Below are 22,044 nucleotides of genomic sequence, written 5' to 3'. Positions count from 1 at the left end.
CTATTTGTAATATTTAAGATTTAGAATTCATCATTTACAATTCAAAATCAGCAACATACATAATAAAAAAAGCCCAGTATCCATTGGTGAATAGTGAGCTTTCCTTTTTATTGAAACCTATAGTATTGAATTATACTGTACAGCATTCTTCCCCTCTAGATTTTAAATCTCTTTGATTATAAATATGAAGTACAATCAGTCCAATGGAAGGAAATAGAATTGTATTTTCATGAAGACTTAGCCAATGCATTTTCTCATTTAATATCACAAAAGACAATGACGACCAACTCAATACAAACAAAAACTTCACAATTTTATTATGACTTGACCTGTAGGATTGCACCACAGCTATAAGTGATATGAATAGAAACAAATAATCAAACTGCCTCCACCAAGAAGGTGACGCCTCACAACAACTATCCGCCGCAATACTGCAACTGTCAGCAATAAATAGAAAAGGTGTAATCACACAATGGATCAAACACAGAAAACTTGTGACAGCTCCAAAAACATCAGATTTATAAGTTGATAAATTCATGTGCACTAATAATGAAATTGTATTTAGGCTACAAAAATAGAAAAAAAACATATGATGCAATATAATCGCATTTGAATATATATGAATATTAAAGATTGTATGAATTTTATTTTTGAATTGATACCTATCGAAGAGTGCGTAACTAATTACAAACAATAATGTTTAACAATTTTAGATAAATTAACAACCATCAAATGCAACTCTGTCGCATTTATTTATACTTTTGCGACTATATCGCATTTAAGCACTTATCAAAGTTCATTTTGAAAATCTCAATAACACGTAAATTACTTCCTCTTTTGAGCATTATTTTTTTAACTATCAATTCTTATTCTCAAACTCATCAGAATACAATAAGAATAGTTGATACTAATAATGAAGGCATACCAGGTATTACTGTTCAAATCGAGGACAGTAACGATTTTATTGATGTCACTTCTTCCAACGGAAGTATCCCAAATAATGTAACAAAAGCCACAAGGGTGATAATACACAGTCTTGGCTTTGAAACAATTGTGAAAACGATTCAACCTCAAAAAAGCTACACTTTCCAGCTTCAGGAACAGGTAGATGAACTGGATGAAATCGTTGTTACAGGTGGTTTTGTTCCTACAAAAGCCAATTCCTCTTTATTTAAAGTAAAAAGAATTGGAGTAGAAGAAGTTGAGGCCCGTGGTGCTGTGAATATGAGTGACTTACTAGAACAGCAACAGAATATCAAAGTGATTCATGACGATGTTTTGGGGAGTAGAATTATTCTCAATGGTTTATCAGGAGTCAATGTAAAAATGTTGATGGACGGTCTTCCTTTGGTAAATGGCAGTGGGGATGATTTTGATTTGAATCAACTGAACTTAAATGATATTGAAAGAATTGAAGTGGTAGAAGGTCCACTTTCTGTACAGTATGGCAGTAATGCTCTGGCGGGGACTATTAATATGATTACAAAGAAACCGTCAATGAATGATCCTTGGAAAGGAGGTATAAATACATACGTTGAGTCTATTGGGAAATTTAATGTAGACGGTAGTATTAGGAAAGGTTGGAAAAATACTTCAATGTCATTGAGTGGTGGTAGAAATCAATTTCTTGGATATGATTTAGACCAAAGTAAAAGAGGAAAATTCTGGAGACCTAACACACAGTATTATGGAAACCTCCGCTTAAAACATCAAATCAATAAAGTTTCTATTTCCGGTTTTTATCAACAATTTTTTGAGGATTCAAAGTCACTTGGAGAAAGTCAAGGCGGTATAAATTCCAAAATTGGTGAAGATGGGGCGTATAGCTATGCTATTGCAAGAGATCGAGAATATAAAACACATAGAATCAATAGTGGAATTAATATTGATGCTAAATTCTCTGAAAGAAGTCAGTTACAAATTACCAACGGGATTTCTTACTATGAACAGCAATCTCAGCTTTATGTAAACGATTTGTATCACAATATGAAGTTTTTGAGTGATACACTCTCCGATCATGATACTACATCATTTATGACCTTTACATCTAGAGGTAGTTATGTGCTATCTGAAATAGGTCGCAACAACTCCGTTTGGGTGGTGGGTTATGAAGCTAATATCAATAGAGCTGCAGGAGGAAAAGTAAGTACTGACTCAGGAAATGGATATGATGAATACTCTCTTTTCACAGCATATAAATGGCAAATTTCAAATGCTTGGGCTTTTCAAAGTGCCTTCAGAACAACTTTTAATACTGTTTTTGAAAACGGAGCAATTGATGTTGCTGGTACAAATATCCCTCTTATTCCTTCATTTAATGTTCTCTATAAGCCATCTGAAAATTGGCAATATCGCCTTAGTTATGGTAAAGGTTATAGAGTACCTTCTATGAGAGAATTGTATTACTATTTCAGCGATGCTAATCACTATATTGTTGGAAACCCTGATCTAACACCTGAAAATGGTGATAATTTTAATTTACAAACAACTTATGCCCAAAACTATAATGATTGGAGATGGTCATTAAACACATCTGTTTTCTATAATCAGATCAAAAACAAAATTGAAATGGTTAACCTAGACAGTGTACCTCCGAATATTTCAGAAAATACTCCTGTCAAAAGAACTTACGAAAACATCGAGAACTACATTTCTACAGGGTTTTCAGTCAATCTTGCCACAGAATATAAATCACGGTTTACGTTTGATCCAGGGTTCAGCTTTTTAGCTCGATCTGGGTCGGAATCTTCTGATCAATTTTTCAATAGCTATGAAATCACACTAAGAAGTAGTTATCTGATCAGAAAATTCGATACTAAAATCAACGTCTTCTATAAATATAACAGCCCTTATGCTGAATTTTCTAAAACCAAAGAAGGTGATGTTGGAACACAAACTCTAGAAGCTTACAGCTTATTGGATTTGACGCTAACAAAACCATTTATGAAGAGAAAGTTATTGGCTACGGTGGGTGCTAAAAACTTACTCAACGTCACTACTGTAAATATCTATGGTGATGGTTCCAAAGGTATTTTGTCCAGAGTTGGTACAGGTGAAAGACCTATCAGCTATGGCACTACATTTTTTATCAAACTAGGTTATCAATTTTAATTTTCAATAATGAAGTTATTTAAAACAACAATCTTCAGCAGTATTTTACTTTGTTCGTTATTCGCTTGTGAGTCATCAGACGAGACTACAACTCCAACTCCTCCAGACGACGAAAATGTAGAAAGTAAGCTAATTACAGCAGACATCACTAGTAATTTTTCTCACCAAGTTTTTGTTGACTTTAACACTGGTACAACTACTAGAACTGAAACAAATACTTGGGAGTTGGCATTCAATAAAGAAGGAGTAGTTCAATCCAATACAGGAAAAAAAGTAGCTTTATTAATGCCTACTGAAACAGATTTTGATGCTATCAATGAAGCGAGTGTTTCAGGGCTTCAATATTTCTATGACGATGAATCTGCTGACTTAACATTAACAGCATGGAACAGAGAGAACTTTGAATTAAACAAGCCTTATATCTTAGACTTAGGTATCAACGAATTAGCGAAAGCTTTAGGCTTTAAAAAATTCATTATCACTGAAAATTCAGCTTCTCAATCAATCATCCGTTTTGCTGATTTAGACGGTCAAAACGAGCAAACAACAACGATTGAAAAAGGTAATGGTTTTGTTTATTTCTCTGCAATCAACAACCAAACTGTGGAGGTAGAACCTGCCAACTGGGATATCGTATTGAAGCCTGTAACCGTAAGAACGGGTGCTCCTTGTTTTACTATGGGACCTGCAGCAGTACCGGGTGTGAACTGTGATATTATGCGTTTAAACACTTCTGTGATCTTGAACCAAAATGGTAGTGTGAAAGGAGCTAAAAGTACAAAAGCTGATTTTGCGGATTATGAAGCAACGGATGAAACAGATGCTCCAATCAATCAATTAACAATTGAAGACAGTAATTTTGAAGAAATCACAGCGGATAACGTTGGTAACAACGAGTTTACGACAAAAGGTGATGTGATTGGTAAAGAGTGGTTCCATATTTTACAACCGCATAGAGATGGTGTATACAAAGTATATAGTCATATCTCTTTCATTGTAAATGATGAAGAAGGAAACAACTACAAACTACGATTCCTTGCTTACACAAAAGACGGTCAAAACGGCTATCCTACATTTGAATACAAACTTTTACAATAGATTAGTTTATATAAGAAAGATTATCCTTGGGTGTTTCACTCAAGGATTCTCTCCTTTCAAACCACTTCATTAGAATGAAATTCATCAAAAAGAACAAAAAGCAAATATTAAAATCAAGTGCTGTACTTTTAGTCACCTTGATGATGTATTTGTATTATGCGACTCAAGTCAGCGTAACGCAGATTGCATTTATTTCCTTTTCAGAATTCCAGCTTTCTAAAATCAATAAAGTAAACAACAGTGAGTGGATTAATATCACTTCACTTTCTAAGAAAAACATAAGCGATGCCACAAGTTATGATGTGATCTACCTATTTGGTCGAGGGTTGTCACTATCTGCCGATGAGCAACGTGAATTGATGAAAGCGAGTCATATGGGGACAAAAGTATATGTGTATGCTTCCAATAATGACGCTTATAATATGATTAGTAATATTGGCTCAGTTTCGGCATTGGAAATTGAGGCTTACTTGGATAATGGTGGTGAGGACAACTATCATCAGCTACTAAATTATACAAGGGTCAATGTGGATAAAAAAGCTTGGTTCCTTCCAGAAGTTAAACCTGTAGAAGAGATTCCTGAGGATGCTTATTTAAGCATGGGAACTACGAAGGCTTTTACTGAATTAGCTAAAGTTATTGAAAACCAAAAGAAAAATAATACTTATAAAGAAGGTCAGCCGACCGTCGCATTATTGACGAGTGTTCCTGGACCTTTTAATGCTAACCCTGAACATATTTTTGATTTACAGAAAGCTCTTTTTGATAGAGGGTTAAATGTCATCACAATTACTTCTCACACCCAACGTATCCGAATGATGAAAGAGGTTTCACCTGATTTGGTGGTTTACCTTCCTCATGGTCGTTTGGCGGGTCACTCAAGAGAAGATGTAAGTCAGTGGTTGAAAGAACATAATATTCCGGTACTGTCTCCTTTGAGTATTTTCCAGAAAAAAGAAGATTGGGAAAAGTCTCAGAAAGGAATGTCAGGAGGAATGTTGAGCATGAGTGTAGTACTTCCTGAATTGGATGGTGCCGTAGCTCCTTATGCTTTTGCGGTAGAAATGAAAGATGAATCTGGTTTCTTGAAGTTTAAAGGAATTCCAGAAAGAATCGACCGCTTGGCAGATATGTGTAAGAACTACATTGACATCAAGCAAAAGCCAAAATCGGAACAAAAAATTGCGATTTACTATTTCAAAGGTCCTGGTATGAATGCGATGGTGGCCTCCAACCTTGAAGTAGAACAATCATTGTACAACACTTTGAAAATGCTGAAAGCACAAGGTTTCAAAGTGGACAATATGCCAAAGAATCAAAAGGATTTCCATGAAATGATCCAGAAAAATGGGTTGGTTTTAGGACCGTATGCGAAAGGTAAATTTGATGATTTTGTGAAGACAGCTGATCCTGTTTTAGTAGATACAGCAAATTACCAACTATGGACGGCGAAAGATCTTACGAAAAGTGCTTACGGTGAGGTAGTCAAGAAATTTGGTGAAGCTCCTGGTGAATACCTTTCTGTAAAAGAAAAAGATAATGCCTACATCGCGGTTTCAAGATTGGACTTTGGCAATGTGGTTTTATTACCTCAACCTATGCCTGGTCTTGGTGATGACAGTTTCAAATTGGTGCATGGTGCCAAAGCGGCTCCTCCCCACCCTTATGTAGCTTCTTATTTATGGACGAAAAATGACTTTAAAGCCGATGCCATTATTCACTTTGGCACGCACGGTAGTTTAGAGTTTACACCGGGTAAGCAAGTAGGTTTATCTTCTAATGATTGGAGTGATGCTTTAATCGGAAGTACACCACATTTCTATGTTTATACGATTAGTAATATTGGTGAGGGCATCATTGCGAAGCGAAGAAGTTATGCTACTACTGTCACTCACATGACGGCTCCTTTTACAGAAGGTGAAATTTATAGTGATCTTAAAAAATTAGAGGAAAAGCTAGATAAGTTTTACAGCGTAGAAAATCCTAACCTTAAGAAAAAATATAAAACTTCTGCTGTTGAAATTGCTCGTCAGATGAAAATTGATGAAGATCTTCAATTGGATTTCTCTGGTGACGTAAGTGATTCTACATTATTCGCGATCTCTCAATATGTGGAGGAAATTGGTAATTCAAAAGTTGCCAATGGCTTGTACAGCTTGGGCAGATCTTACACTGAAAAGCAGTTAAATGAGACGGCTTTATTGATGTCATTAGACCCGATTGCTTACAGCTTGGCACAGTTGGATGTTGCCGACGGAATTATTGATCAAAAGAAATCAGAAGATGCACGTTACTTTGATAAGCATTACCGTCAGCCGACAAAAGCGATTTTACAAAAACTTTTATCCAATAGGCTAAGCATTGCGCAAGCCAAAAATCAATTGATCAAACAAGAACGATTGGATAAGATTAAGGCTTGGGAAGAAAAGCAACAAAAGGCAAAAATGCATGCTATGGCTCACGCCAAGAAAAAAGTGGATGGTAAAAGTGGTGCTTCTCAGGTCAAAAAGAAATTGGATATTCCGAAAGACGAATTGTTGAAACAAAGAGCGGAAGCACAAAAGAAAAGTGCGATTGCTCGTAAAGGGATGCTTTATGCTCAAAATGTTGAAAACGTATTCGTTGGTTTGGAGAATGTTTTAAAGTCGAAGGAAAACCTTAAGATCAGTACCCAACAAGAGCAACTCGCTTTGGTCAACGGCATCAAAGGTGGTCATATTTTGCCGACTTCAGGTGGAGATCCGATTGCCAATGCTTATGCAGTGCCTACGGGTAGAAACCTTTACTCTATTGATGCGGAAGCGACACCTTCCAAAGAATCTTGGGAGTTAGGAAAATCTTTAGGGAAGAAATTATTGGAGCAACATTTTGCGAAAAACGGAGAGTACCCGAAGAAAGTGAGTTTTACGCTTTGGGCAAGTAGTTTTATCGAGACAGAAGGGGCAACTTTTGCTGAAATATTATACTTACTAGGAGTTGAGCCTGTTCGTGGTCCTTTTGGAAAAGTAATGGATGTGCAGTTGATTCCTTCAGAAGAATTGGATCGTCCTAGAATTGATGTAGTGGTGCAAACTGCGGGTCAATTTAGAGACTTGGCAGCTTCAAGAATGTTCTTGATTAATAAAGCAGTGAAGTTAGCGGCTAATGCCGATGAGATTGTCACCAACTTTGTAAAAGAAGGTGTGGCAGAGGCGGAACGTTTCTTAAAGGAAAAAGGGATGTCTCCTCAAAAAGCACAACGTTTTGCAGCAGATAGAGTGTTTGGCGGTGTGAATGGCAACTACGGAACAAACATCATGGGATTGGTAGAAAAAGGAGATCGATGGGAATCAGAAGATCAAATTGCTTCTACTTATATCAACAACATGGGTGCGGTTTATGGTGAAGAAGATTGGGGAGAATTTGCAGAAGGCATTTTCGAAGCAGCTCTTCAAAATACTGATGTGGTGGTTCAACCAAGACAAAGTAATACTTGGGGTGGTTTGAGTTTGGATCACGTGTATGAGTTTATGGGAGGATTAAGTATGGCCGTAAGACATACCACAGGTAAAGATCCTGATGCTTATTTCAATGATTACAGAAATGCCAACAACGTCAAAATTCAAAGTGTAAAAGAAGCCTTGATGGTAGAGGCTCGTTCAACTTTATTGAATCCTAAATACTTGAAAGGGATGATGAAGGAAGGGGCAACAAGTGCTGAGAATGTAGCGGAGACGATCCGTAATACTTACGGTTGGAATGTGATGAAACCTAACGAAATCGAGAATCACCTTTGGGATGACTTGATGGAAGTGTTGGTAGAAGATAAATACAACTTAAAGACACAAGATTTCTTCGAGAAAGAAAACCCTTATGCTCTGGAAGAAGTGACTGCTGTAATGCTGGAAACAATCCGTAAAGGTTATTGGAAAGCGAGTCAAGCTCAGATTGAGAAGTTGGTGGAAGTACATCAGGAAATGATTGACAAGCACAATGCAGGTTGTAGTGAGTTTGTTTGTGACAACATGAAGTTGAAAGATTTTATTGTAGAAAATTCTACCAATCAACAACTGAAAGAAAGTTACCAACAACAAATCGCAAAAGTCAGAGAGTTGCCATCAAAACAACAAACTGAGGCAAAAGAAGAAAAGAAAAGTATTCAATTAGAAAAAGAGGTGATCCAAGAAGAAACCGTGGATCAACCAAAAGATAATCAAGAAAGTTTGAGTAATTCTGAAATCAGCATCGCCTTGGGCGTGATCGCTTTATTACTCCTTTTAATAGCTGTCTATTATAAAGTAAAATAACTATGGAAGGTGTTTTCTTTTTAATACTTTCCATGAGTTTTGTTCTAATGATTGCAGACCGATGGCAGTCTCGACCGCTGCCGTCGGTCATTAGATACTTTTTGCTCAGTAGTGCAGCATTACTTTCTTTCAATACACTGATCAGTCAGAGTAAGAGCTATTGGTTTGAAGAGTTAATGACAGAACAATGGGTAATGTTGTTCTTTGGAAGTTTGATTATTGAAATGAGTTTGGGTGTTTTAATGTCCCGCTATTCCAATACCAAGGTGATCAAAGGGCTCTATCAAGTGCTTTCATTTTTACCGAGACCCACTTCCCTATTCTCCATTTTGATTATTGAAATACTGATTTTTGATTCAATTAATGGATGGAGTTTTAAGGCTGTAAGCATCGCTTATGCGATCTCGATCTTAATTATTGGATTAGGTTTTTATTTTTCATTCAGAAATAATCAATCACTGATCCGAATTAAGTCAGTAGTGGTTACCGTCTTCAGCATATTACAGCTATTGCTGATTTCCACCTTATTCAATCCTCAAAAACTACATGGAGGAAACTCCGACTTTGATGTACAATCATCGCTTTTCGTACTGATGATTTTCGGAGTGTTTGCATTGATCGGTTATTTATTATCAATTCGAAAAAAACATGGATTACGTAAATAAAATATTGTTTTGGATTTCATCAGGTTTGATGTTTCCAACCGTCGTCGCACTGATTGTAATGTTCGTGCTTTCTTTGGTAAAATTGGGAGAAAACTACCATGCTTTTATCCAAAGAGTAAAACAGAAAAAGACGATTAAGCCCTACATTGAAGAATTAAAAAAGGAATTAATTCAGCCTAATTTTGCTTCTGATTCTGTGCTTGCTGCTAGCATCAATGAGCTATTCACTTTTGAAGACTCAATGGTCAGAAGAGAAAGGGTGGTTGCGGAGTTTGAAGCCAAAGGAAGAAAGTCTTTAAGTATGTTGAAAAACTTGGCGAAGATGGGACCTGTAGTAGGTTTGATGGGTACTTTAATTCCAATGGGACCTGCATTAGTAGGACTTTCATCGGGTGATATTGCCTCTATGGCGAATAATATGCAGATGGCATTTGCCACTACTGTTGTCGGTTTGATTATCGGTGGTATTGGGTTTGTATTGCAAAATGTTCAGCAGAAATGGTTTGCTGAGGACTATGCTACTTTAGTTTTTATTGTTGATTTAATGCAAGAAGAAAATGAGAAGAAGACAAAATCCGTTCTTAAATAATGAGGACGATATCGATCCGGTAGCATCCGTAGCCAATCTTTTTGATGTAGCCATGGTTTTCGCTGTAGCTTTGATGATTGCCTTTGTGACGAGATTCAATATGCAAGAATTTTTCTCCGATGAAGATTTTACCATCGTAAAGAACCCAGGGAAAGAGCAGATGGAAATCATCACCAAAAAAGGAAAAGAAATCACAAAGTATAAGCCTTCTGAAAATCAAGACCAGAAAGAGTCTGGTAATAAAGGAAAGAAGATTGGTACGGCGTATCAGTTGGAATCTGGAGAGGTGATTTATATTGAGGATTAGAATATTTCATCATTAGCTCATGACTTAAGTGGGCTGATGATGAATAAAAAAAGTCTCACTACTTCATACATTAGATGTATTAAAGTAGTGAGACTTCTTTCTTGTATACAACAAGAAAAGATAACTTATACAGTCATAATATCTTTTTCCTTAGCTACAAAGATCGCGTCGATCTTCGCTGTATACTTGTTTGTAAGATCTTGCACTGAAGCTTCAGCATCTTTGATTGCATCTTCAGAAGCACCATCTTTTAATAACTTCTTCAATCCGTCGTTTGTCTCTTTACGAGCATTACGAAGGCTGATTTTACCTTTTTCGATTTCGCCTTTCACTTTCTTTACAAGTTCACGACGACGCTCTTCTGTTAATGGAGGCATGTTGATACGCACTTGCTCACCATCGTTGATAGGATTAACACCAAGGTCTGAGTCACGGATGGCTTTTTCGATTTCAGCCAACATATTTTTTTCCCAAGGCTTGATTACTACAGAGTGTGCATCTGGCGTAGTTGCTGATGCCACTTGGTTAATAGGAGTTGGAGCGCCATAATAGCTTACCATAAGACCGTCCAACATAGAAGCTGAAGCTTTACCTGCACGAATTTTTTGTAATTCATGTTCAGTATGGCTGATGGCTTTGTCCATCATATCCTTTGCCTCATCAAGGTACATTCCTATTTCCTCTTCCATTTTTCTATTTTTTTTAAGGGATTATTTAACAAGAGCATGTTTGCCAACTTTCGATGACGCAACAAACACGCTCTAATTTATTTCTTATTCCGAAACAACTGTACCAATTGGTTCGCCTGACATGAGTTCAAACAAGTTGTTAGGCTTGTTCATATCAAACACTACAATAGGAAGGTTGTTTTCTTTACATAAAGTAAAGGCAGTTAAATCCATAATCTTAAGATTTTTGCTTAATGCTTCATCAAAAGATAATTGAGGAATCTTAGTAGCTGTAGGGTCTTTTTCTGGATCTGCAGTATAGATACCGTCTACACGAGTACCTTTTAATACTACATCAGCGTCAATTTCAATTGCTCTAAGTGAAGCTGCTGAGTCTGTTGTAAAATAAGGATTACCAGTACCAGCACCGAAAATCACTACTCTGTTCTTTTCTAAGTGACGTACTGCTCTTCTACGGATAAAAGGCTCACACACCTGATCCATTTGAATTCCTGACATCAGACGAGTGTAAACACCCACTCCTTCTAATGCACTTTGTAAAGCCATACCGTTGATGACCGTCGCTAACATTCCCATGTGGTCACCTTGAACTCTGTCAATTCCCATTTTGTCGGAATGCATACCACGGAAGATATTTCCTGCACCGATCACAATGGCTACTTCGACCTCTTGGTCTACTACTTTTTTAATCTCTTGTGCGTATTGAACCAAACGTGTTGGATCAATTCCATACTGTTGCTCACCCATTAAGGCTTCGCCACTCAATTTCAGAAGAACTCTTTTATATTTCATATATGGCTATTTGAAGTTTTGCAAATATAAAAAAGTCATGCAAATGATGGGAGAAAATATGTACCTTTCGTAAAAACTTATCATATTGCAAGACAATATTTTAGCATTTTTTATTCAACTTCCTGTTTAAACATGTTATCAATAAATAAAATACAACTGGCTTTTTGTGCTTTTTTTTTCACCGCTTTCACTGTTAATGGTCAAACTCAAAGACCTGTTAGACAATGCTCGAGCGGTACTCACACACACACGCCTGTTACACAATTTAGAACAACACCTTATCTATCACAAGCAAAAATAAAAAAAACAAATAGAACTACACTTCTAAATCTTCCGGTAGTTGTGCATATTGTTCACCGGAGCAACGAAAGTATTGATACTGGCAATAACCTGTCTTATGATCAAATTATGTCGCAGATCAATGCTACCAATAAAGACCTGAAGCTAGAAAATCCCAATAAAGAGCAAACTTTACAAGAATTTCAAAATAGCATTTCTAAACTCAATATAGAATTGAAAATGGCTATTTATGATCCTAATGGTAATGAACTAGAAGAACCTGGGGTCAATAGAATTGTGGGATCAGGAGGCTATTCATCAATTCAAGCCAACAGGCTAATCAGTGAAAATATTTGGAATCCTGAAAAATACCTCAACATTTGGGTGATTCCTTTATCAAGCGGTGATCTTGGATATGCTTTCTTCCCTAATTACCTTGAATTCGCTGACGGAATTGTGGGCAGTGGTGAAATTGCTTCTAACACCATAGATGGAGTGGTCATTGATCCTAATTTTTTTGGGTCTAATGAATTTAAAACCTACGATAACCTTAGGGCTCCATATGACCTTGGTAGAACATTGACACATGAATTAGGGCATTACTTCGGGTTGTTACATATATGGGGAACTGGGGGCAATTCTAGTTGTGCTGTAGATGATCAAGGAGAGTATTTAAATCATGATTTTTGTGATGACACTCCCCATATCTCCAGCAATCATGCAAGTGGCAGCATCACCGTTTGTGATGGCACAAACTCTAATGTTACGACATATCTATGTGAAACTGAAAAGTTCAATTCAGCTCAATATCAAAACTTCATGGATTATACAGATGATGCTTGTATGACCATGTTTAGTTTAGATCAAAAAGCGAGAGTGGACATTGTGATGGATAGTGCACCTCAAAGAGCAACCTTGAATGCAGATTCCCCTACTGGAACAATCAACTTAAACGCTACACAAGGGAAAGACTTTCACGCTTTAACGTGGACACTGGAAGATGTGGATAATGCGAAGGCGATTATTGTTGAAAAACAAATTGATAACGAAGGGTATCAAATCATCAGCCCTGCCCTCAGCCTTACAACCGACAGCTATAATTATTATTACGACCCTTCTGAAGTATCAAAAAAGATCTCTTACAGGGTGTACTTGATCAATAATAATGCTTATTCTTATCCATCAAACCAAATCTACATTCAAGATGGCGTTGTGGGGATAAGACCTCCTGCTGTTGATTCCTCTTTTACTATTTTCCCTAATCCTTCTGAGGGTATCTTCACATTCAATCCTTCAGAATATATGCATCAGCAAGGAGTTGTTGAGGTGCTTTCTATTTATGGAAAAAAGATATTGACAAAATATATTTATGATAAAAACAACACTGTAAGCATTGATCTTTCTAGCCAACCTAGAGGCACTTATATTATGTTGTTGAGATCTGATAAAGGGACTTATACGCAAAGATGTATTAAAAGATAGATGATAAAGCTTCTTGAAACAGTTTCAGTTTTATTAAAGCTTTGTACAATAAAAAAGAGCTGGCAATCGAAATTGTCAGCTCTTTATATATAGTTCTGAATTTATTATTTCTAGTGATGTCCCCCTCCTGATTTAATTGAAGAAGCCTCACCAGTAGTTTTCGATTCTTTGACGGTCAGCCAAACTACAGCCGAAATTGCCAACGCAACAGATGCGATATAGAACATCAACGTTTTGTCTTCTGCATCAGAAAGGATTTTACCGATAAATGCTGAAACGGCCAACTGTGGTAATACTACTGATAAATTGAAAATACCCATGTAGAATCCCATTTTTGCTTTGGCTACTTTCTCAGACATGATCGCAAACGGCAATGATACCGTAGCGGCCCATCCAATACCCAAAATCACCATCATGGTATAAATCATAAATACTGAATTGTTGCCTAAGAAGATCATTCCGGCATACCCTACAGCCATAATACCAATACAAATAGCGTGTGTTTTCACTCTACCAATTTTCTTTGTGATAGGCTCCAATACCAATGCAGGTAAAATGGCAGCAACAGCATTAAAAATTAAGAATGACCAGTTGATTACACTTCCCACTTCCTCATCTCCAAGATTTGGATATTCTTGCTGTACATAGGCAAACATAAAGACAAACATAGTCTGAATACCTAACCACGTAGGAGCATGTGCTAATAGTACTTTAACAAACCCTGTTGTATCCGTTTCTGATCTTCCAGAACCATCTTCCTCCTCTTCAGCACTGTTTAATGTTTTAGGCTCTTCAATAAAGAACACTGGCAATACTGAGAAGATAAATACTAAAAAAACACCAAAATAAATCAGTGAGATATTACCTAAAGTAGATCCTAAGAAGTAGGCCAATACACCAAATGTACCCGAGATAGTTTGCATCCAAGTGTACCCTTTGGTTACAGTATCTTCATTGGTAACGTCGGCTATTATTGATCTAGTGGGGTTAAAACTGATATTGATCGATAAATCAAGAATCAATGCTACTGCAATCGCTACATAAATAGAAGCAGGAAATTGTCCTTCTTTGAGATCTTCCAACGCTTTCGTAGGCTCAAAACCCAGAGCCTCTGAAATCACGTGAATATTGGGTAAAGCCAGTAACATTAATGCCGTCAAGACACCTCCTATCAGAATAAAAGGCCTTCTTCTTCCTCCTAAAAACCAAACTTTATCAGAAGCCAAACCTGCTAAAGGCTGACCAATAATTCCTGCTATTGGGCCTGCTGCCCACACAATTCCCACTTCATGAATATCAAATCCGTATTTGGTGTTTAGAATCCAACTTAGCGCTGCAATTTGAATCGATAATGCAAAACCCATTGCCGTGGATGGAAGGCTAAGAAGTACGAAAAAGGAAGATTTTAATTTCTTTTGTATTTCTAACATAATGGTACTTTTTTGTAGCTATATTTAAAGGTTGTTTATAAGCAGGAACAAAGGTTTTATATGTTGTTTGATTGATGTCAGTACTATGATAAAATTATTTGTTACTAATTCTGATTCTTGTTTTGCGTTGTACTCACAAAAAATAATCAAGAATTAATGATCAATTATTTTTGGCTTAGCACTTATTTTTGTCCTGGCTTATATTTTTCATTTTCATTTCCTAACAAATATATTTAAGACTGTAACACAAACTAATGATCTTAAGCATTATTATTTCATTCGATTAAATCTTTTTATATTACAACGGGTTGCAGTCCTATCACTTCTTTGAAAAATATTTTTTTTAACATATTAATGACCTTGTTCAGACCAATATTCATTCTACTTTTTGTTATCTCAACCACCCCGCTTTGGGGACAGGAACTGTTTATGCACCACTGGACCAAGAACGACGGACTGGCGCATAACTACTCTTTCCTGATGAAAGAATACAAAGGGAAATTATGGATTGGTACGGATGATGGACTTTCTGTATTTGATGGAAAATCATTTAAAAACTACACAATAAAAGACGGTCTGAAATCACCATTCGTTATTGGCTTTAATGAAAATTATTCAGACTCTCTCTACCTTTTTACATGGAGAGGCGGTATACATGTTTTTGATGAATCGGCAGACTCCATCAAAACTTACCCTTACTTGCAACAAGGAAAAGCTGAAAGGTTGCATAAAGGGTTGCGTATGGAAGATGAAATTTATGGCTGGCAATGGGGTGGAGGTTATTATTTCAATGAAAAAACACGAGAATCAAAAAGTTTGTTCTTCTACACTTCTGACTCTACATTACATCTCGTTTTTGATCGGTCTTCCATTAAAAACCCGACAACTATAAACTTTAATACACACAGTGTACCTCTGGGCATGGCCCGATATCAAAATAAAATGCTCGCTTTTGGTTTAGAATCAAAAGGTATAAGAATCTTGGAGGATACTACTTTGAAGGAGCCCTTTTTTCAGGAATCACTAGGGGATAAAATCATTTCTAGCTTTAATAAAACGAGAGACGGAGGAGCGTTGGCGGGGACAAGAGGTAAAATCTATAAACTCAATCCTAGCGGGAAGATAGTTGCCGAATATGATCTGCCGAACAAATGCTACGTGAGTACAATGTATCAGCTCAACAATGGTGTGATCGTTGCGGCAATTCACGCTAACCCCAATGTGCAGAAATGTCTTGTGATTCATCCTACAAAAAAAACGCAATTTTTCCTCGAAAAGAAACTAAAAAGTAAAGCCTCTACAGCGGCAGTATACGTAGATCCAAAAGATAGAATATGGCTCTCCACTCAGGGTGATGGTATTTATATGGTTGAAAATCTGGATATGAATTATATCAATATTGGAGACATTGAAAGTCCTCATATACTTTCCATTAATCAATTCGACTCTTCTAATATTATTTTCTCATCCACAGGTAAATCCTACCTTCTCAACACCAAAAAAGACGATATTTCCATCTATAAAAATTACCCTCTTAAAGATATTGTATACGATGTTGAAGATAGCTTACATGTTTTTTCAACTTATCATAAAAGTTTTACCAGTGAACTTGATTCCATTCCTATTATGTGGAGTAAATATGCGGGAAAAAATAAAGGAGGATTATGGTTTCTTCAGGAAGATTCACTGAAAGTCTTTCAAAAGAATGAACTGGGCAAATACGAGTTGAGTAAAGTGTTTTGGCGTTTTCCTGGGGGTAAAATCGAAATTCCAAACCTCAGTAATGCTATTGTTCAAAATGATAAAGTATGGGTGACAACAAAAGGGGCGCTTTCACTTTATGAATATTCAGAAAATTATAAACTCACTTTAATAAAATCATGGCATTCTACCTTCAAAGACTGGGAGTGGATCAATGATTTCAATATTAATGATCCCAATGGCTATTTATGGATTGCCACCACTGACGGTTTATATATTCTTGACCTCTCATCACTAGAAACGGCTACGCTAAAGAAAATCAAATCACTTGATAATGTGAATTGTCTGACGCTAAAGTTCGATCACCTAGGGCAGCTGTGGGTGGGATCTGAAAATGGGTTGGCGGTTTTTCAAGATGGAATCCTGATCCGTGAATTTGATGAGTCTTCAGGTTTACTCTCTGATCAGGTAACTTGTATCTTTGAGTCAGAAGACCACAGACTATGGATCGGTACACACAGAGGTATGATCAGTATGCCCAATCATTCTCTAGTGAAAAATAATGACCCTCCTGTGGTTTTGTGGAAACAGGAGAATTATAGTGCACACAGCAAACAAGGAGCTATTCAGTTGCCTATCAATATCAGTGTGCTGTCTGAAATGGCTTCACTGCGACTGCAATACAAGTTATCTAAAAATAGTGACTGGATTGATTTCCCCTATCAAAATAGTCTTACCATCAGCAATCAATTTCCTGACACCTACAAACTTTACTTGAGAGGAAAAACAACTGGATCAGAATGGTCTGTCCCTCATGAAGCCACTCTAGATGTAAATGGGTATTTCTGGGAGTACCCTTTCTTTAAAGGCGGAGTGATTATTCTCATTTTAATTTCGGTGGTCTACTATGCCAATCTTCTTATTAAAAAAGAAAAAGGAAAAGCTACCGAGTTGAAAAAGATACTGCAGCAAAAAACCGTTGCACAAGAAAAGCTGACGAGGGTACGTAAAGAAATTGCACAGGATTTTCATGATGAAATGGGTAACAAGCTAGCGAGTATTACTGTATTATCTGATTTGGCATCGATGAAAATAAAGGGTAAAGATGAGGAAATTGAGAAAATTCTTTCCAGAATAGAAACACAATCAAAACAGCTTTATACAGGAACGCGGGATTTTATCTGGTCAATTGATGCCCAAAATGATGAGTTAGGGGTTATATATGACTACATTAAAGATTTTGGGGAAGAGTTTTTTGATGATTTGGACATACGTTATCATACACACAAAGAACTCTCAGGGCATGATCGGCTGATACTTCCGCAAAGCTGGAGTCTGCAACTTGTTTTCATTTTTAAAGAAGCCATGACCAATATTGCAAAATACGCACAGGCCACTCACGTTTACTTATCCTTAAATATCAAAAACAGAGTAGCTACTTTCAGTATTAAAGACAATGGTGTGGGAATTTCTGATGATCAGATGAAAAAGAATGGAAACGGGCTAAAAAACATGAAAGCAAGGATCAACAAACTGGGGTCTGCAACGCTGAATATAGAATCGAATGTGGGGAAAGGAACTACAATTATCGTTCAATTTAATATAGATTTTGATTGAATAATGCTAATACTACCCTTATGGGTAGTACAACGAGCGTCTATATATGATAAATTTGAATAAAATGAATCGTTAAGCAGTACAATTCCTAATTAACCCCTAAATACTATACGAGTTGGGGAACTCATTCTTATTGTTGAAAACCAAAAAAGAGGTGATTCTATATTGTTTCACCTCTTTTTTTTTCTTAAAATAATGTCATGAGAAAAAAAATCATCATTGTAGAAGACAATCAAGATGTTCAAGAAGCATTTAAACTTCTAATCGAAACAAAAACAAATGATTACTCTGTTATCAGCACTTATGATAATTGTGAAGATGCACTGTCAAACCTAAAATCAGATCAGCCCGAAATTGTGTTGATGGATATCGATCTTCCTGGAATGAATGGCATTGAAGGGACAAGACAAATAAGACAGACATTGCCTAAAACTGACATATTAATCATTTCTGTACACGAAAACAGTCAATATGTATTTGACGCATTGTGTGCAGGTGCAACGGGCTACATCACTAAAAACAGCAATCACACTCAACTATTAAAAGCATTAGACGAAGTTTCTGCAGGTGGGGCGCCAATGTCTACACATATTGCAAAATTGGTTGTAAAATCTTTCCGAAGAGAAAGTGAGTCGCCTTTAACAGGCAGAGAAACCGATGTGCTGAATTTATTGGCAGAAGGAAAAAGTTATATGGACATCGCGGACCAAATTTCAGTGTCAAAAGATACGGTAAAATTCCATATTAAAAATATATATCTGAAGCTTCAAGTTTCAAACAAGATCGAAGCCGTAACAAAAGCAAAAAGCGAAGGTTTCATCTAGTAGGGGCAGACCTACGTGTCTGACCGAGAAAAGTGATAAAACGAATCTGAACAGGTAAACCTAAAAAATGCATCAGACTAACTACGTCTAAAAAACGTGTCTGACCAAAATGTACAACTAACCAAACACAACCAACAAACCAAAATCATACAATAAAAAAAAGGTCTGATGTTCGAAACATCAGACCTTTTTTAGTCGAAGTAATAAGAAATTACTTAGCAGCGAATTCAGCTTTGATAGCTTCTACGTCTACTTTCTTGATCACTGGCTTAGCGCTCAAACGTTGGATTGTAGTAACGCGAGTTTTAGCGATCGTTTTATTTCTTTTACTTTTTCTGATAAGTTTTGTATATCCCATGACTATATTTTATAAAATATCAATTATCAAATTAAGACATATTCCTAGAAATATGAGCGTGCAAATTTAACTGATATATCCCTATTGCTCAAATTCTTTTTAAAAAAAGAAGAAGAAATTTCAATATTATCCGAAAAAAGTAGCTTAACGGCTATAAATTAAGCTATTTCAGACCATTAAATATTTGTTATCTGACCAAATTTAAACTTCTATGCACAAACAAAAACTTCAAAACACCATCATTTCCACCAAAAGACTCTTCTTAAAAAGATTTTCCATTGAAGACGCCCTCCCATTTTACACCATGAATTTAGACAAAGAAGTGATGCAATTTACAGGTGATACTCCATTTGAAAGTACTGAAGAGGCAAAAGCTTTTATAGAAAATTATGACCACTATAAGAAATATGAATATGGGCGATGGTCTGTATTTTTAAAAGACAGTGAAGAGTATATTGGTTTCTGTGGATTGAAATTTTCTGAAGAAAAAAATGAAGTTGATATTGGCTTTCGCTTTATGAAAAAACACTGGAATAAAGGGTACGCTACCGAATCTGCATTGGGTTGTTTTGAGTATGCAAAAGAACATGGCATCAAGAAAGTAGTAGCAAGAGCCCATCAAGATAATACCGCTTCAGTAAATGTGATCCAAAAACTAGGGATGACATTCAGTCATTTTTTTGAAGAGCATAAAGAAAAATGGATTCAATATGAAATTCATTTTGACTAGGGATATTCTGTGGTTAATTTAGTACTTCGTATTATAACTATATTGTAAACTAGGTTTTCGAATATTAGTGGTATTTAGGAATCAGGAGATTTCTGATGATCTGCAAGACACGAATGACGCTTACGCTTAATATTCGCACCAGTAGACTTTCTACCATTTTTAGTTTGGTAGTGCTCCCCCGGCCTTGAAGGGAAAAGCGTTAAGAATTTTATGTATTGAGCCGTTAAAAATGATTTTCTTGTTTGAGCATAGCGAGTTTAAAATCATTTAGGTGAGAGGAATGAAATTTAGCTTTTGACTTCTAAGCCTTGAATTTTTTGCTTCGTTTTTGTTTCAAGACAAAAATGAAGAAGAAGGTAGCTTGAAAGGGAGCCTTATTAAACTTGTAGAAATGCCTATTGAAAGTTGATGATAATTTAGTTTACAATGTAATAACTGATAAAAGTAAGAATGGGCGGAAGTAAGAAACCAAAGTTTTATGTGGTATGGTCAGGAGGAACTCCTGGTATTTATACATCATGGGCAGATTGTCAAAAACATGTGCAAGGAGTAAAAGGAGCCAAATACAAATCATTTGACTCTAGAAGGGAAGCTGAAATAGCCTTTAAAGGTAACCCGTCTGAATACATTGTAAAGAAAAAAGCAGGAGAAAAGCCTAAGCAGGTTTATGACCCTTCGGTGGGATTGCCTATTACAAACAACAGTATTGCCACAGACGCGGCGTGCAGTGGTGCTAGAGGCCCTATGGAATACCGTGGCGTGTGGATTGAAACAGGTCAGGAGTTATTTAAAATGGGCCCTTACGAGGACGGCACCAACAATATTGGTGAGTTTCTGGGAATAGTACACGCTTTGGCTTACTTAAAACAGCACAATTATGATCAGACGATTGTGTACACCGATAGCCGTACGGCCATGAAGTGGGTCCGTGATAAGAAAATCAAAACCACTTTAGACCGAAATCACAAAAATGAAGAACTGTTTGTTTTAGTAGACAGGGCTTTGAAGTGGTTAGAAAATAATTCTTATATGAATCCAATCCGAAAGTGGGAAACCAAAGCTTGGGGTGAAATCCCTGCCGACTTCGGAAGAAAATAATAGCAGTGCATGTGGTACATCTTTCTACAGATAGTCTACATGCCTTTACCTACAACTAAAAATTACCATTATGAGCGAAGACAAGTATACCAAAAAAGGAAAACTACAGAAAGACTATTACGAGGAGGAATTAGAAAAACTGCAGACAGAATTTGTAAAAATGCAGGAGTGGGTAAAGAAAGAGGGCTTGAAAGTAGTTGTCATTTTTGAAGGTAGAGATGCTGCCGGAAAAGGTGGTGTGATCAAAAGAATAACTGAAAAACTCAATCCGCGTGTGGCTAAAATTGTAGCATTGGGTGTTCCTACAGAAAGAGAAAAATCACAATGGTATTTCCAGCGTTATGTACCGCATCTTCCTGCAGGTGGTGAAATTGTCTTATTTGACAGAAGCTGGTACAACAGAGCAGGTGTTGAACATGTAATGGGATTCTGTACTGAAAATCAATATCAGGAGTTTTTAAGGACATGTCCAGAGTTCGAAAGAATGCTGATTCGTTCTGGTATCATTCTCATCAAATATTGGTTCTCCGTTTCAGATGATGAACAGGAAAAACGTTTTTCTGAGCGTATTAATTCTTCTATCAAAAGATGGAAATTCTCTGAGATGGATTTGGAATCAAGAGACAAATGGGTAGAATATTCTAAAGCAAAGGATAATATGTTTGCTTATACAGATACAAAACAGTCTCCTTGGTATGTGGTGAAAGCGGATGATAAAAAGAAAGCGAGATTAAACTGCATGAGTCATTTACTATCAAAAATTCCTTATGAGGAAATCAAATACAAGAAAATTGACTTACCTCCTATCAATAAGGAAGGATATGTAAGACCTCCGCTTGATGATCAGACTTTTGTGCCAGATAAATACTAATCATATCGTATACCCATGACTGAAGTCATGGGCTAGTGATACTGACTCCGACAACACTAAAGTGTTGCCTCCGTAATCAACCTTCAAGACTTCAGTCTTGGTTAGGTTGCCTTATCA

At 36.5% G+C, this 22,044-nt stretch carries 17 protein-coding genes; 12 read left to right on the top strand and 5 right to left on the bottom strand.

Annotation, left to right across the window (positions count from 1 at the left end):
- Positions 1 to 130: 130 nt before the first annotated feature.
- Positions 131 to 538, bottom strand: coding sequence for a MerC domain-containing protein (locus HHU12_RS16080; RefSeq protein WP_169657772.1), 408 nt, complete (start codon positions 536 to 538; stop codon positions 131 to 133).
- Positions 539 to 837: 299 nt separating this feature from the next.
- Here HHU12_RS16080 and HHU12_RS16075 point away from each other — a divergent pair, with 299 nt between their 5' ends.
- The 6 genes from HHU12_RS16075 to HHU12_RS16050 all read left to right on the top strand — a co-directional run bounded on the left by HHU12_RS16075 (position 838) and on the right by HHU12_RS16050 (position 10,056).
- The gene (locus HHU12_RS16075) at positions 838 to 3,111 is read left to right on the top strand and encodes a TonB-dependent receptor (protein WP_169657771.1); all 2,274 of its coding nucleotides are present in this window, start codon (positions 838 to 840) and stop codon (positions 3,109 to 3,111) included.
- Between the two features lie 9 nt (positions 3,112 to 3,120).
- Complete coding sequence (locus HHU12_RS16070; protein WP_169657770.1) at positions 3,121 to 4,209, top strand: HmuY family protein; 1,089 nt, start codon at positions 3,121 to 3,123, stop codon at positions 4,207 to 4,209.
- A 74-nt stretch (positions 4,210 to 4,283) separates the two neighbouring features.
- On the top strand, positions 4,284 to 8,495 hold the full coding sequence (locus HHU12_RS16065; RefSeq protein WP_169657769.1) for a cobaltochelatase subunit CobN: 4,212 nt from the start codon (positions 4,284 to 4,286) through the stop codon (positions 8,493 to 8,495).
- Positions 8,496 to 8,527: 32 nt separating this feature from the next.
- Entirely contained in the window at positions 8,528 to 9,160 is a 633-nt protein-coding gene (locus HHU12_RS16060; protein ID WP_169657768.1) for a hypothetical protein, read from the top strand.
- Positions 9,144 to 9,749, top strand: a complete 606-nt coding sequence (locus tag HHU12_RS16055; RefSeq protein ID WP_169657767.1) for a MotA/TolQ/ExbB proton channel family protein — start codon at positions 9,144 to 9,146, stop codon at positions 9,747 to 9,749. Before HHU12_RS16060 ends, HHU12_RS16055 begins: the two co-directional genes overlap by 17 nt.
- Positions 9,718 to 10,056, top strand: a complete 339-nt coding sequence (locus HHU12_RS16050) for a DUF2149 domain-containing protein (RefSeq protein ID WP_169657766.1) — start codon at positions 9,718 to 9,720, stop codon at positions 10,054 to 10,056. Before HHU12_RS16055 ends, HHU12_RS16050 begins: the two co-directional genes overlap by 32 nt.
- Before the next feature lie 125 nt (positions 10,057 to 10,181).
- On the opposite strand, the gene frr is transcribed toward HHU12_RS16050, so the two are convergent.
- Positions 10,182 to 10,745: a ribosome recycling factor gene (frr, locus tag HHU12_RS16045; RefSeq protein WP_062618432.1), complete on the bottom strand. Its 564-nt coding sequence runs from the start codon at positions 10,743 to 10,745 to the stop codon at positions 10,182 to 10,184.
- A gap of 84 nt (positions 10,746 to 10,829) precedes the next feature.
- Positions 10,830 to 11,537: a UMP kinase gene (pyrH, locus tag HHU12_RS16040; protein WP_169657765.1), complete on the bottom strand. Its 708-nt coding sequence runs from the start codon at positions 11,535 to 11,537 to the stop codon at positions 10,830 to 10,832.
- Positions 11,538 to 11,669: 132 nt separating this feature from the next.
- Between pyrH and HHU12_RS16035 the strand changes: the two genes are divergently transcribed.
- Positions 11,670 to 13,298, top strand: a complete 1,629-nt coding sequence (locus HHU12_RS16035) for a M43 family zinc metalloprotease (protein ID WP_169657764.1) — start codon at positions 11,670 to 11,672, stop codon at positions 13,296 to 13,298.
- A 110-nt stretch (positions 13,299 to 13,408) separates the two neighbouring features.
- Here the strand turns inward: HHU12_RS16035 and HHU12_RS16030 are convergent, their stop codons facing one another.
- Entirely contained in the window at positions 13,409 to 14,728 is a 1,320-nt protein-coding gene (locus tag HHU12_RS16030; RefSeq protein WP_169657763.1) for an MFS transporter, read from the bottom strand.
- A gap of 354 nt (positions 14,729 to 15,082) precedes the next feature.
- Between HHU12_RS16030 and HHU12_RS16025 the strand changes: the two genes are divergently transcribed.
- Both HHU12_RS16025 and HHU12_RS16020 read left to right on the top strand, forming a co-directional pair.
- Positions 15,083 to 18,046: a sensor histidine kinase gene (locus tag HHU12_RS16025; RefSeq protein ID WP_205959898.1), complete on the top strand. Its 2,964-nt coding sequence runs from the start codon at positions 15,083 to 15,085 to the stop codon at positions 18,044 to 18,046.
- 200 nt (positions 18,047 to 18,246) lie between these two features.
- Positions 18,247 to 18,870, top strand: a complete 624-nt coding sequence (locus HHU12_RS16020; RefSeq protein ID WP_169657761.1) for a response regulator transcription factor — start codon at positions 18,247 to 18,249, stop codon at positions 18,868 to 18,870.
- A 211-nt stretch (positions 18,871 to 19,081) separates the two neighbouring features.
- Here HHU12_RS16020 and HHU12_RS16015 read toward each other — a convergent pair whose 3' ends face one another.
- Complete coding sequence (locus HHU12_RS16015; RefSeq protein WP_169657760.1) at positions 19,082 to 19,228, bottom strand: hypothetical protein; 147 nt, start codon at positions 19,226 to 19,228, stop codon at positions 19,082 to 19,084.
- 211 nt (positions 19,229 to 19,439) lie between these two features.
- Here HHU12_RS16015 and HHU12_RS16010 point away from each other — a divergent pair, with 211 nt between their 5' ends.
- From HHU12_RS16010 to ppk2, 3 genes are all read left to right on the top strand, one after another.
- Positions 19,440 to 19,958: a GNAT family N-acetyltransferase gene (locus HHU12_RS16010; protein ID WP_169657759.1), complete on the top strand. Its 519-nt coding sequence runs from the start codon at positions 19,440 to 19,442 to the stop codon at positions 19,956 to 19,958.
- 450 nt (positions 19,959 to 20,408) lie between these two features.
- Positions 20,409 to 21,056: a ribonuclease H1 domain-containing protein gene (locus HHU12_RS16005; protein ID WP_169657758.1), complete on the top strand. Its 648-nt coding sequence runs from the start codon at positions 20,409 to 20,411 to the stop codon at positions 21,054 to 21,056.
- A gap of 70 nt (positions 21,057 to 21,126) precedes the next feature.
- A complete protein-coding gene (gene ppk2, locus HHU12_RS16000; RefSeq protein WP_169657757.1) occupies positions 21,127 to 21,927 on the top strand; it encodes a polyphosphate kinase 2 in 801 nt (266 codons plus the stop codon).
- Positions 21,928 to 22,044 lie beyond the last annotated feature (117 nt).

The organism is Flammeovirga aprica JL-4 (assembly GCF_012844305.1).
GTDB lineage: Bacteria > Bacteroidota > Bacteroidia > Cytophagales > Flammeovirgaceae > Flammeovirga > Flammeovirga aprica.
This window is presented reverse-complemented; position numbering and strand designations above follow the sequence as displayed.